This window comes from Streptomyces sp. NPDC030021 (genome assembly GCF_055574035.1).
In genome coordinates, this window is the sequence record NZ_JBVIAH010000023.1 from 12,198 (window position 1) to 25,252 (window position 13,055).

Here is a 13,055-nt window from a genome sequence, read left to right on the forward strand (position 1 = left end):
CACGAGCAGGCGGTGGCGCGCGAAGAGGTGGATGTGGACGCATCAGGGATCGACTACCACGCGGTCTTCCACGCCCTTCCGGGCGCGGTCGCCCTGCTGACCCCTGACCTGGTGTACCTGGACGTCAACGAGTCGTTCCTGGAGACGTCCGGCCGCACCCGCGAGCAGATCATCGACCGCTACCTCTTCGACGTCTTCCCCGACAACCCCAACGATCCGGCGGCGAACGGCGTGCGCAACCTGCGCGCCTCCCTGGAACGGGTCGCGGCCACCGGGGAGCCCGACAGCATGGCCGTCCAGCGCTACGACGTCGAATACCCCGACGGGTCCGGGGTCTGGCACGAGCGCTACTGGAGCCCCGTCAACGTGGCAGTCCCCGCCCCCGACGGCACCGTGGCGCTGCTCCTGCACCGCGTGGAAGAGGTCACCGAGCTCATCCGGGCCGGCGCGCGCAGCGGCGGCGACCACGCCCAGGTGCTGGAGGCCGAGATCTACACCCGTGGCCGGGAGCTCCAGGAGGTCAACGAGCGTCTGCGCCGGGCCCACGCCCACGAGCGCGAGGTGGCCCTCCACCTCCAGGAGACCCTGCTGCCCGCGCCGCGCCCGCTCGGCCACCACCAGGCCGCCGTCCGCTACCGGCCCGCCACCGTGGCCCTGAACGTGTGCGGCGACTGGTACGACCTCGTCGACCGGCCCGGCCGCACCGCCGTGGCCGTCGGCGACGTCGTCGGCCACGGACTCCGCGCGGCCGGCGTCATGGGCCAGCTGCGCAGCGCCCTGTCGGCAGCCTCCCACGTCGCCGAGGGCCCGGCCCAGGCCCTGGAGGTCCTCGGCCTGTACGCCCGCTCCATCGACGGCGCCGAGTCCACCACCGCCGTGTCCGTCTTCATCGACTGGAACAGCCGAACCCTCACCTACAGCAGCGCCGGTCACCCCCCGCCCCTGCTCTGCCACCCCGACGGCACGGTCACCTTCCTCGACCGGGCCACCGACCCCCCGCTCGGCGCCCGGCCCGAACACGCCCGCCGTCCCGAGGCCCGGCTCGCCTTCACCGAAGGCTCCACCCTCGTCCTCTACACCGACGGACTCATCGAACGCCGCCGCGAGGACATCGACGCAGGCCTGGGCAGGCTCGCCGACGCCCTCGCGCGACACCGCGCCGCCGACCCCGAGGCCCTCGCCGACGCACTGCTGGCCGAGCTCATCCCCGCGGTCGGCATCACCGACGACACCGCGCTCGTCGTACTCCGCCTGTGACCGCCGTCAGCCAGGGGAAATCGGAGGCGTCCACAGCCCCGGCTGCATAGGCTCGGCCCATGCCGAGCCCAGCACTCCAGCGCGTCAACGCCTTCCTGTCGGACTTCGCCCGCCGCCAGGCCGCGCGCACCGCCGCCGTTCCCGGAGGGTTCGCCGTGTACGACGACGCGTTCGCGCAGTCCTACTCGAACAACCAGGTCGTCATCGACGCGGCCGTCGACCCCGAGGCGCTGCCCGCCCTCGCGGAGGAAGCCCTGGGGCATCTGCCGCACCGGCTGATCTCCGTACTCGACGACGACACCGGCACGGCGTGCGCGGAGCCGCTGATCCGGGCCGGATACACCCATTCCACCTACCTGGTCATGCTGCACACGGGCCCGGTGCCGGACGCCGGACCCGCGCAGGAGGTGGACCTCGACGCGATGCGCGTTCCGCTGACCCGGCGCTGGCGGGGATTCCTCCCGGACGCCGACGACGAGGTCCTGCGCCAGCTCGTCGACCGGCGCGAGGCCCGCCGGCGCGGGGCGGACATCGTCCGGTTCATCGGTGCCCGCACCCAGGCGGGCGAGGTCGCCTCATGGGCCGATCTCTACGTCGACCGGGCGACCGGCACGGCCCAGATCGAGGACCTGATCACCTCGGAGGCCCACGTCGGGCGCGGCTACGCCGACGCCGTCCTGGCGGGCGCCCTGCACGCGGCGGCCGCCCACGGCAGCGACTTCCGCTTCCTGACCGCCGATGCCATGGACTGGCCGCGCCACTGGTACGAGCGCCGCGGCTTCGCCGTCATCGGCCGGTCGCACGCCTTCGAACGCGGCTGACGCCGTACGTGCTGCGCGCCGTCCGTGCCCGGCCGTCACGGGCGGGGGTGGAGGGGGACCGGGACGCGGGGCAGGTCGATGCCGAAGTGGGTGCGGTACGCCGCCAGGACCTCGGCGTCGTCGGCCAGGGTCCGCTCGGTGCGCGCCCCGTCCGCCGTGACCGTCAGCACGCGGTCGCTGAGAGTGATCCGGCCGGACTCCGTCAGAAGCGAGCACACCGGCTTGCGGGTGAAACCGGACGCGGGCGAGGTGCTGTGCCACCAGGCGCCGGTCACGAAGTCGGACAGGACCCGGGGGCGCGTCTCCATCCGGTACCGGGGCACGCCGTCCCGAAGGACGTCGAGGTCCCCCTCCGGGCCACCGGCCGGCACGATCCGGAACACCCCGCCGGGGTCGGTCTGCTCGCCGAGCCCGTCGAAGGCCAGCGGGAAGTGGCTGTGGTCGCCGAAGCCCACGTCCACCAGCCACGGGCGGCCGTTTTCGCCCTCCACGCGCAGCGCCAGGTGGTCGTAGGGAACGCCCTGCCCGCCGTCGGCCGAGTGCACCCGGGCCTGCAGGAGCTCCACCCGGTAGCCCAGGGACCGCAGCAGCAGCGCGAACGCACCGTTCAGCTCGTAACAGAACCCGCCGCGGCCGTCGAGCAGCAGCTTGTCGAGCAGTGCCTCCCCCTCAAGCACGATCTCCTGTCCCAGATGGATGGACAGGCTCTCGAAGGGCACGGTCCGCAGATGCCGCAGGTGCAGGTCCCGCAGGGCCGCCGCACTCGCCGACCCGGGCCGCGCCGCCCTGATCCGCCGCAGGTAGGCGTCAGCACGTGTCACGGGAAGCTCTTCCATCCCGGCAGTCTCGCAACCCGCCCCCGCCCCCGCCATACGCGCTCGGACCCAGGTCCACCGGTCCGCCTACGGCCTGCCGGCTTCAGCGGCGCGCCGGGGCGCGTCATGGGTGGCTGTGGGAAGCAGGAGCGGGGTGGCCAGGATGAGCAGTCCCGCGACCGCGAGAGCGGTGCGTGGGCCGGTGACGCCGGCGAGCACCCCGGCGAGCGCGGTGAGGACGGCGATGGACGCCTGCTGGCCGATCGACCAGGCCGTCAGGGTGCGGGCGACGAGATGCTCGGGGGTGTGTTCGAGCCGGTAGGTGGCGAGCACCGGCGTGTACAGGCTCATGTTGATGATGATCGCCAGCTCGACAGCCATCACGGTGACGAGGCCGACGACGCCGGGACGGACGAAGACCAGGCCGATCAGCCAGACGGCGCGCAGGGTGCCGACGGTCCGGAGGACCCGGTGCCGGCCGTGGCGGGCCACGACACGGCGGGCCAGCCGCGAGCCGATGAGTCCGCCGAGGCAGGGAGCGGCGAAGACGAGAGCGTACTGCCAGGGCGGGAACCCGAGTTGGCGCAGCAGGAGTACGGCCAGCAGCGGCTCGGTGGCCATGATCAGGCCGGACACGAGCATGGTGTTGAGGTAGAGCGCCCGCAGATCGGGACGGCCCATGATGTGGCGCCAGCCGTCGAGCAGTGCGCCGGCCCGGACCGTGCTCCCGCCGGCGGGATGCGGCGCTTCTTCCCGGCCGCGCATCGCGGTGAGGCACAGCGCGGAGATCAGGTAGCCGAGTGCGTCGGCCACCACGGTGGTGACCGGCCCGAACAGGCCGATCGCCGCCCCGCCCAGCGGCGGCCCGACCGCGATGGAGCTCCAGTTCGTGGACTCGAACCGCGCGTTGGCCACGAGCAGGTCGTCCGGCCGGACGAGGGCCTTGAGGTAGGCGCCACCGGCCGCGCTGAAGGCGATCCTGGCCGCCGCGACCACGGCCGAGACCACCAGCAGCTGGACGAAGCCGAGCCACCCGGAGAAGTAGGCGACCGGGATCGTCGCCAGGACCGCGAACCGCGTCAGGTCCATCGCGATCATGACCGGACGCTTGCGCCGGAACTCCACCCACGGCGCGAGCGGCACCGCGATCAGCGCGCCCATCGCGGGCCCCACCGCGGACAGCGCGGACACCTCGGCGGGACCGGCGTGCAACGCCAGCACGGCGATCAGCGGCAATGCACCGAACCCCAGCCCGGACCCGTAGGCGCTCACCGCGTACGCCGTCCACAGCAGGCCGAACTGCCGCCCCGAAGGTCCCCTGCCCACCATGCTCAGCGCTCCCACCCGAACAAACCGAAGTTGACCCATGTGAGCTAACCGAGCAGCACACCCACAGGTCAAACAACTGCACGGCCGGCTGTCCACAACCATCCGTTGTTCACTAAGGTGGATCGACGTGGATCTCGAAGCAGTACGCACCTTCGTCGTCATCACGGAAGCGGGCCAGTTCCAGAAAGCCGCTGCCGACCTGTCGATCACCCAGCAGGCTGTCTCCAAGCGCATCGCCGCGCTGGAGCGCGGCCTCGGCGTGCGGCTGTTCACCCGCGCGCCCCGTGGCGCCGAGCTCACCATCGACGGGCAGGCGTTCCTGCCCCATGCGCGGGAGCTGTTGCGCGTCGCCGAGCGCGCGGTCACGTCCGTGCGCCCCGGTCACCGTCCGCTACGCGTCGACGTGATCGCTTCGCGCGGCGCGCAGTCCGGCCTGATGCGCGGCTTCCACCGCGCGTACCCGGAGGTCGACCTCGACGTGGTGATGCTGTTCGAGATCGAGACGGCCGTCGCCGCGATCCGGTCCGGTGCGATCGACGCGTCTTTCCGCGCCGTCGCCGCGCCCGGCCGGCCCCTTCCCGAGGACATCGAGTCCGTCCGGGTGCTCGACGAGCCGCTCCAGCTCCTCACCGGCCCGGCCCACGCGCTGGCGGGTGCCCGGTCGGTGAGCGTCGCTCAGCTCGCCGGGCACCGGATCTGGATGCCCGGCATCGTCCCCGGTACCGAGTGGGGCGCCTACTACGACGACCTCGTCGCGGAGTTCGGGCTCACGATCGAGGCGACCGGCCCCAACTTCGGCTCCGACGCGCTCCTCGACACCATCGCCGACAGCCCGGCCCTGGCCACCTTCATGGGCGAGCACACCCGCCTGATCTGGCCCGCCGGCCACGGCCTGCGCCGCATCCCGGTGACCGATCCGACGCCCGTCTACCCGCACTCGCTCCTGTGGCACCGCGACAACCCCCACCCGGCCCTGGTCACCCTCCGCGCCCACCTCGCCGCCACAGCGGCCGGCCACGCCACCGCGGGGACCTGGGCGCCGGGCTGGGTGATTCCGCGCTGAACGACCCCGCCCGCGTGGTGATGCTCAGGGGAGTGCGCTGGTCACGCCTTCGACGATCATCATCCACATGGGCTGGGCGCCCGTGCCGAACGCCGAGGCCAGGGCGTACCCGATCGCCGCGTCCGCCGGCCGGATCTCGCGGTCCTCCCGCCATTCGGCGATGACCGTCTCGTCGCCGTCCGAGGAGAAGTCGCCCAGGTGCACGCCGTCCCGGGTCAGCCGGCTGCTGGGGACGGAGTCCGGGACCAGGCGGTAGTCCGCTCCGTCGTACGTCACGTCCACCCGGTACGAGTGCCTGCTCAGGCGGCCCTTCGCCGGCAGCAGCCCGACCACCGCGCCGTCGACCCGCATCGTGAGGTGCTCCGGGGCGCGGGTGCCGATGGCGATCTGCGGGTCCGCCTCGCTCGCCGGGTCGCGCTCCAGGCTCACACGGGGGATCGCCTCGCCGTCGACCTGGAGGCGGTCCTGGCCCTCCTGGCGGACGGTGATCGCCCCGAAGTGGGTGTCCTCGATGGGTGCCGGGTCTGTCTCGTTCACGGGTGTGCGTCGCTTCGTTGAGTGGGGTGGGCTGGGGTGGGGCGGGCGTGCGTGGGGTGCGGTGAACCACCGTGAGGCATAAGGGATTTTCCGTATCACCCTACCGGTAGTGATCATGGTGCGGGCGGAAGCGGATCAATCGCGCTCCCACACCTTGGCGACGGCCTCCAGGTAGTCGTCCTGGCCGTCCTCGATGTGGGTGACCTCCAGCACGAGCAGCAGGTCGGAGGAGACGCGGACGCAGATCATGTCGTCGGTGTCCCACTCGGCGTCCTTCGCCTCCGTGAGGTCGGCGGCGTCGATGCCGTGGCCGGTGGGCAGTTGGACCTCCGTCTCGTCCGACAGGGACCAGCCGTCGAGCGGGTCGGTGCTCTCCGGCGCCGGATCCGTGGGAGTGCCGCCGTCGTCGTCCTGGGAGACGTAGTGCCCGGCCGCGTCCTTCCCGTTCTGCGCGGCCGTGTACGCGAGGGCGCCGATCGCCGCGGCCACCACCACGGCGGCGGCCGCGACGAAGGGTGCCGTACGGAACCGGGCGCGGGCCCCGGCCGGGCGCGGCCCGTATCCGGGCGGGGTGGCGGGCGGCCCGGCCGCCGCTACGGCGGGGTCCACCCGCGTCGGCGCGTACGGCGGGGGCGCGGTGGCCGTCAGTGCGGGGTCGGAGTCCGCCTCCAGCGCCGAGGAGGCGCGCGCGAGCAGGCTGTGCGCCACGGGGGTCGGCAGCCAGCCGGAACCGACCGGGCGGGCGTCGTCCGTCCCGTCCGAGAGTTCGTTGAACAGGGCGGCCAGGGTGGGCCGCGCGGCGGGGTCCTTGGCGAGGCAGCGCCGTACGAGGTCCAGCGCGAGCCCCGAGAGGGCGTCCAGCCGCGGCTCGGAGTGCACGACCCGGTAGAGCAGCGCAGGGGTGGCGCCCGACCCGAAGGGGCTCTCGCCGCTCAGGGTGAAGGCCAGCACCGCCCCGAAGGAGAACACGTCGGAGGCCGTCCCCACGGGGCCCCCGGAGGCCTGCTCCGGCGACATGAAGCCGGGGGATCCGACGGTCAATCCGGTGCGGGTCAGCGCGCTCGCCTCGGTGGCCCGCGAGATCCCGAAGTCGATCACCCGGGGTCCGTCGGGGCCCAGCAGCACGTTGGACGGTTTCAGGTCACGGTGCACCAGCCCGGCGGCGTGCACGGCCGCGAGTGCCGCCGCCAGCCCGCGCGCCAGGGCGAGCGCCGAGGCCTCGGGGAACGGCCCGTGTTCGGCCACCGCCTCGGCGAGCGACATCCCGGGCACGAAGACCGTGCTCAGCCAGGGGGTCGGGTCGTCCACGCCGGCGGCGAGCACCTGCGCGGTGTACCTCCCGTCCACGGCCCGCGCGGCGGCGACCTCACGGGCGAAGCGGCGCCGGAACTCCGGATCCCGGGCCAGTTCCGGATGCACCACCTTGACGGCGACGCTGCGTCCGCCGGGCGTACGGGCCAGGTAGACCCGGCCCATGCCGCCGCTGCCGAGCCGTGCGACGACGTGGTAGGGCCCGACCCGCACGGGGTCACCCGGTATCAATGCGTCCACTCGGCCCCCCGGATCGCGCCTGGTGCGGCCGGATTCTAGTGGCTTGAACCATGGTCATGCGGGCGTTCGGAGGCGTTCGCGGACGTTGTCCAGGTCGCCGCCCGGGCGCCGGGGGCTTGCCCTGCGCCCGGGTCGACGCCGTGGCTCAGCGGCTGGTCAGGTACCCGCCCATGGTGGTGAAGTAGTCGGTGGCGGGCATCTCTTCGCCTTCCTCGGTCCGTACCCGGGTGATGGCGAGGCCGTGGTTGCGCCCGGTGCGGGCGTCGGATCCGGCCACGATCACGACGCCTTCGCCCTCGCGGTAGAACACGCGGCCGGGCGTGCCCCCGTAGCGGCCCTCGGAGACGACTGCGGCCAGTACCTCCAGACGCTTGCCGCGGTGGTGGGTGAAGGCGGCCGGATAGGGGGCCGACTGGGCGCGGACGAGTCGATGGAGGTCCTCGGCCGGCCAGTTCCAGTCGATGCGGATGTCCTCGGCCGACCGCTTGTGGAAGAAGCTGGCCTGCGAGCGGTCCTGGCGGGTGAAGTCGGTCTCGCCGGCCGCGATCCGGCCCAGGGCGCCCACGGTGACCGGTGCGATCAGGTCGACCGTCTTGTGGAACAGGTCGGTGGCGGTGTCCGTCGGGCCGACCGGTACGGCGCGCTGGACCACGATGTCGCCCGCGTCGAGCTCGTCGTTCATCAGGTGGGCGGTGACGCCCACTTCGGGCTCGTCGTTGATCAGCGCCCAGATCAGCGGCGAGAACCCGGCGTACTTCGGCAGCAGGGAGTCGTGCACGTTGAGCGTGCCGTGGCGGGGCAGGTTGAAGATGCGCGGGGGGATCCACGTGCGCCAGTTGTTGGCCACGATGATGTCCGGTTCCGCCTCCTTGAGCCGGGTGAACAGCTCCTCGTCGTCGGGGCGGTTGCGGATGAGCACCGGGACGCCGTGGTCGTCGGCGAGGTCGGCGACCGAGTCGCTCCAGATCTTCTCGTACGCGTGCTCGCTCTTCGGGTGCGTCACGACCAGAAGGACATCGTGTTCGGACTCCAGCAGGGCCTGCAGGGTGCGGTGCCCCCACGTCTGATAGCCGAACATGACGACCCGCATGGGGTTCCTCCTTGGAGCGGCGACAGATTCAAAATGAGTAAAGCAAGGCTTACCTAACTGTGCAACATCCCTTTCTTTGAGGAGAGTTCAGCGGCGCATCGATGAAGGCTCGATCTGATTTGCCCATCGACAGGTCCATGATGTCAGGTTAGCTTTCCCTAAGTTCACCTCGGGTTCCGCTCCTTCGGCGTGCCCTGCCCCCGGTTCCCCCACGCATGGCGATCGGCTGCCCCCGCACGATTGGGAGTGACATGTCACAGGATCTGTCCGATGTGCGCCACTGATCCACGACCTCATCGGCATCGGCTTCGGCCCCTCGAACGTGGCCATGGCGATCGCGCTCAGCGAGCACAACGCCGGCGTCGGACCTCAGGAGGCGGTCACCGCCCACTTCTTCGAGCAGCAGCCCCGCTTCGGCTGGCACCGCGGCATGCTCATCGACGACGCCACGATGCAGGTGTCCTTCCTCAAGGACCTGGTGACACTGCGCAATCCGGCGAGCGAGTACAGCTTCCTCTGCTACCTCCAGAGCCGGGGCCGCCTGATCGACTTCGTCAACCACAAGAACCTGTTCCCGCTGCGCGTGGAGTTCCACGACTACTTCGAGTGGGCCGCGGCCAAGGTCGACGACATGGTCTCCTACGGGTCCGAGGTCGTCGCCGTACGTCCCGTCCTGCGCGACGGGGCGATCGAGTACGTGGACGTGACCGCCCGCTCCGGCTCCGAGCTCGTGGTCCACCGGGCGCGCAACCTGGTGATCGGCACCGGCCTGCGGCCGCAGATGCCGGAGGGCGTGGAACGCACCGAGCGCATCTGGCACACCTCGGAACTCCTCACGCGGGTAACCGCGTTGGCAGACGCGGACCCCGCCCGGTTCATCGTCGTCGGCGCCGGCCAGAGCGCCGCCGAGAACGTGGCCTTCCTGCACCGCACCTTCCCCCGGGCCGAGGTGTGCGCCGTCTTCTCCCGCTACGGCTACAGCCCCGCCGACGACAGCGGCTTCGCCAACCGGATCTTCGACCCCTCGGCGGTCGACGAGTACTTCACCGCCCCCGAGGAGATCAAGCGCAAGCTGATCGAATACCACGCCAACACCAACTACTCCGTGGTGGACATCGACCTCATCGACGACCTCTACCGGCAGGAGTACCAGGAGAAGGTCCTCGGCACCGAGCGGCTGCGCTTCCTGAAGGTGTCACGGCTCGCGGACGTCACCGAGACCCCCGACCACGTGCGCGTCACCGTCGAATCGCTGGTCACGGGGGAGAAGGAGCCCCTGGCGGCCGACGCGCTGGTCTACGCGACCGGATACCGCTCGGCGGACGGGCTTGGACTGCTCGGGGACGTCGAGAGGTACTGCCGGCGCGACGGCCTCGGCCGCGTCCGCGTGGCACGCGACTACCGTGTCGAGAGCGAGCCCGAACTGTGCTGCGGCATCTACCTCCAGGGAGGAACGGAGCACACGCACGGCATCACGTCCTCCCTGCTGTCGAACACCGCCGTCAGGGTCGGCGAGATCCTCCGGTCCATCGTCGCCCACGGCCGCGTACCCGTACCGGCCTCCCGTACGGCGCCCACCCCCTGAGGACCAGCACCCATGCTCTGCACCAGGCTGACGAACGCCACCTTCCTCACCATGGACCCCGGCCACCCCGTCGCCCACGACCTGGGTATCTGGCACGGCCGGATCGCCGGCCTGGACGAGGCCGTCACCGCACTGCCCGCCCGTGAGGTCGTCGACCTCCAGGGCGCCACCGTGCTGCCCGGATTCATCGACTCCCACGTGCACCTGGCCTGGACCGGACTCAAGGCGACCACCCCCGGCGTGGCGCCCTGCGAACGCGTCGACGACGTGCTCGCCGTCGTCGCGGAGGCGGTCGCCCGGAAACCGCGCGGCGCGTGGGTGGACATCGTGGGCTACGACCAGCGGGCCCTCGGCCGGCACCTCACCGCGGCCGAACTGGACAAGGCCAGCGACGGCCGCAAGGTGTTCATACTGCACGACTCGGGACACGGCTGCGTCGTCAACACCACCGTCCTCGACCTGCTCCCCGGCGAACTCGCCCACGGCGAGGGCTTCCTCGCCGAGAGCGCCATGACCACCGCCCGCAGGCTGCGCCTGCCCTACTCGCAGGAGGAGATCGCCGACGCCGTCGAGCACGCCGGCCGCACCTGCCTCGCCGAAGGCGTCACCGCCTGCGCCGAGGCGGGCATCGGCGGCGGCCTGCTCGGCAACAGCCCGGTCGAGCTCGGCGCCTACCAACTCCTGCGCGACCAGGGCCGGCTGCCCCTGCGGGTCCAGCTCATGGCGGCCGCCGACACCCTGCGGCCCGTCGCCGCGCACGCCTCGGACGGGATCCCCCGCGCCCTCGACCTCGGCCTGCGCACCGGCTTCGGCGACGACTGGCTCTCCCTCGGCGCGCTCAAGGTCTACACCGACGGCGGCATGATGGCCCGTACGGCCGCCCTCACCCGCCCCTACGAAGGGACCCACCACGCGGGGGAGTTCCAGGACAGCCCCGAGCGGATCACCGACACCATCGTCGACGGTCACCTGGCCGGCTGGCAGCTCGCCGTGCACGCCATCGGGGACCGCGCCGCCGACCTGGCCCTGGACGCCCTGGAACGCGCCCAGCGGCTACGGCCCCGGCCCACCGCCCGGCACCGGATCGAACACGCCGGCCTGATCCGGCCCGACCAGCTGGCGCGCTTCGCCCGCCTCGGCGTGAGCGCGGTGGTCCAGCCGCACTTCCTGCGCTCCTTCGGCGACGACTACGCGGCCGTGATGGGCCCGGAGCGGGCCCCCTGGATGTACCGGGGCCGGGGTTTCCTGGACCACGGGGTCACCCTGGTGGGCAGCTCCGACCGCCCCGTCACCGACGGATCACCGCTGAAGGCCGTCCAGTTCATGGTGGAACGGGCCTCCGCCTCCGGCGCCCTCATCGGTCCCGGCGAGGGCATCACCGTGGACGAGGCCCTGCACGCCTACACCGTGGCGGGCGCCTACGCCTCCCACTGGGACGACACCGCGGGCACCCTGGCCCCGGGCCGGCGCGCGGACCTGGCCGTACTGGGCGACGACCCGAGGCGGGTCGACCCCGGGCGGATCGGAGCCATCGAGGTCGTCGCCACGTACGTCGACGGCAGGCCCGCCCGACCCGTCAGGCGGGCTGCGGCGTGAGCCGCTTGAGGCCCTTGCGGTCGTAGTAGGCGGTCATGGCGAAGCCGAACAGCAGGGCCAGCACCGTACCGACCGCGATCATGATCCAGGAGCGGGTGAGCCCCGCGTCGCCGCGGGCGTCGAAGTAGAGGATCGCGCGCACGCCGTCGCTGAGCTGACGCATCGGTTCGAAGTGGGAGAGGAAGCGGTAGAAGCCGGGGACCGCCTGCAGCGGGACCGTCGCACCCGACGACGGCAGACCCAGCACGATGAACACGAACATCGACACGAGCTGGCCGATCCCGCCGAACGCCGCGTTGATGGCCTGCACGCCCAGGCCGACGGCGAGGGCCGCGCAGTAGGAGTAGATCCACAGGAGCGGCAGGTGGGACGCGTCCATCCCCAGGATGCCGATGCAGGCCAGCATCACCAGGGAAACGCTGACCAGCGTGATGCCCGCGGTCATCAGCATCTTGAGGAGCAGCGTCTGGGTACGGTTGACCGGCACCGTCGGGCGGCGGGTGTGCCAGGGGCCGATCTCGTTGTCGGCGTAGCCGAGGGCGGTGTCGACGCCGTTGCTGATGACGTTGCCGCCCATGAATCCGGCCAGCACCAGCAGCAGGGTGTAGTAGAAGGCCGTCAGACCGAGGCCGCTGTGCGCGCCGATCGGGTGACCGACCCGCGTGACGACGTCGACCGGGTCGGCCAGCAGCAGTTTCGCGGTGGCGCTCGCCTGGCCGCCGGCGGCGGCCGTGAGCTGTTCGCCGACGGAGCGGGACGCGCCGTGGGCGGCCCGCGTCGTGATCTGACTCGCCAGCGAGGACCCGAGGCTGCCCTTGCCGGGGTTGGTGAGCACCGTGATGGCCGGCCGCTTCGTGGCGCCGGACGTGGGGAGCGCCGTGACGGATTCCGTGAATCCGGCCGGGACCACCAGCGCCCCGTAGACCTTGCCGGAGTCGAGCTGGTCCTGGGCCTGGGCGAGGCTCAGTTCGCGCCAGTCCGCCTTGCTGCCCGCGGGGTCGGCGGCGATGGCGGCGGTGACCTGCGTACCCAGGTTCTGCCGCTGCCCCGGCGGCGGCTCGCCCGTGTCCTCGTTGACCAGGGCGATGGGCAGGTCGCGCAGTTCCGCGTTGGGATCGACGATGCCGCCCATGTAGAGCAGCGACAGCAGCAGGGCGAGCAGCCCCGTCAGGATCGTGGGGACCAGCCACAGCCGGGGGCGGCGCACCAGGGCCGCGGCAGTGGCTTCGGGGGCGACGGTCGGGGACATCGGTCTCCGTAGCTTCCCGGCGGGCCGGGATCGGGGGGTGGTGGCAGCGGCGGCGGCCGCACGGCACCCTCAGGATGGTCTCCGCACCCGGGAAGGCCGCCGTACCCCTCGCGCTCCGGCCGCGAACCCGCGTACGGGACCACCGGAACGGCCCACCGAGGG

The 13,055-nt window shown here is 72.1% G+C and carries 11 protein-coding genes; 5 read left to right on the forward strand and 6 right to left on the reverse strand.

The genetic code is table 11. The features are described from left to right. The first annotated feature begins 33 nt into the window (after positions 1-33). Positions 34-1,257, forward strand: coding sequence for a PP2C family protein-serine/threonine phosphatase (locus tag ACZ4YL_RS33790; protein ID WP_468121621.1), 1,224 nt, complete (start codon positions 34-36; stop codon positions 1,255-1,257). Between the two features lie 59 nt (positions 1,258-1,316). After that, positions 1,317-2,078, forward strand: coding sequence for a GNAT family N-acetyltransferase (locus tag ACZ4YL_RS33795; RefSeq protein WP_468121622.1), 762 nt, complete (start codon positions 1,317-1,319; stop codon positions 2,076-2,078). Between the two features lie 35 nt (positions 2,079-2,113). On the opposite strand, the gene ACZ4YL_RS33800 is transcribed toward ACZ4YL_RS33795, so the two are convergent. Together ACZ4YL_RS33800 and ACZ4YL_RS33805 are read right to left on the reverse strand one after the other, a co-directional pair. Further along, on the reverse strand, positions 2,114-2,914 hold the full coding sequence (locus ACZ4YL_RS33800; protein WP_468121623.1) for an arylamine N-acetyltransferase family protein: 801 nt from the start codon (positions 2,912-2,914) through the stop codon (positions 2,114-2,116). 66 nt (positions 2,915-2,980) lie between these two features. Beyond that, positions 2,981-4,222 (reverse strand): MFS transporter, encoded by a 1,242-nt coding sequence (locus tag ACZ4YL_RS33805; RefSeq protein WP_468121624.1) that lies wholly within the window; start codon positions 4,220-4,222, stop codon positions 2,981-2,983. 127 nt (positions 4,223-4,349) lie between these two features. On the opposite strand from ACZ4YL_RS33805, the gene ACZ4YL_RS33810 reads away from it, so the two are divergent. Continuing rightward, entirely contained in the window at positions 4,350-5,285 is a 936-nt protein-coding gene (locus ACZ4YL_RS33810) for a LysR family transcriptional regulator (RefSeq protein ID WP_468121625.1), read from the forward strand. Positions 5,286-5,309: 24 nt separating this feature from the next. On the opposite strand, the gene ACZ4YL_RS33815 is transcribed toward ACZ4YL_RS33810, so the two are convergent. From ACZ4YL_RS33815 to ACZ4YL_RS33825, 3 genes are all read right to left on the reverse strand, one after another. Beyond that, a complete protein-coding gene (locus ACZ4YL_RS33815; protein WP_468121626.1) occupies positions 5,310-5,822 on the reverse strand; it encodes a hypothetical protein in 513 nt (170 codons plus the stop codon). Positions 5,823-5,957: 135 nt separating this feature from the next. Further along, the gene (locus ACZ4YL_RS33820; protein WP_468121627.1) at positions 5,958-7,373 is read right to left on the reverse strand and encodes a serine/threonine-protein kinase; all 1,416 of its coding nucleotides are present in this window, start codon (positions 7,371-7,373) and stop codon (positions 5,958-5,960) included. Positions 7,374-7,518: 145 nt separating this feature from the next. Next, a complete protein-coding gene (locus ACZ4YL_RS33825) occupies positions 7,519-8,463 on the reverse strand; it encodes a methionyl-tRNA formyltransferase (RefSeq protein WP_468121628.1) in 945 nt (314 codons plus the stop codon). 280 nt (positions 8,464-8,743) lie between these two features. Between ACZ4YL_RS33825 and ACZ4YL_RS33830 the strand changes: the two genes are divergently transcribed. Both ACZ4YL_RS33830 and ACZ4YL_RS33835 read left to right on the forward strand, forming a co-directional pair. Then, positions 8,744-10,048, forward strand: coding sequence for a lysine N(6)-hydroxylase/L-ornithine N(5)-oxygenase family protein (locus ACZ4YL_RS33830; RefSeq protein WP_468121740.1), 1,305 nt, complete (start codon positions 8,744-8,746; stop codon positions 10,046-10,048). 12 nt (positions 10,049-10,060) lie between these two features. Continuing rightward, on the forward strand, positions 10,061-11,644 hold the full coding sequence (locus tag ACZ4YL_RS33835; protein ID WP_468121629.1) for an amidohydrolase: 1,584 nt from the start codon (positions 10,061-10,063) through the stop codon (positions 11,642-11,644). Here ACZ4YL_RS33835 and ACZ4YL_RS33840 read toward each other — a convergent pair. Further along, a complete protein-coding gene (locus ACZ4YL_RS33840; protein WP_468121630.1) occupies positions 11,625-12,893 on the reverse strand; it encodes a YhgE/Pip domain-containing protein in 1,269 nt (422 codons plus the stop codon). The two genes, ACZ4YL_RS33835 and ACZ4YL_RS33840, sit on opposite strands and share 20 nt — an antisense overlap. Positions 12,894-13,055: the final 162 nt, after the last annotated feature.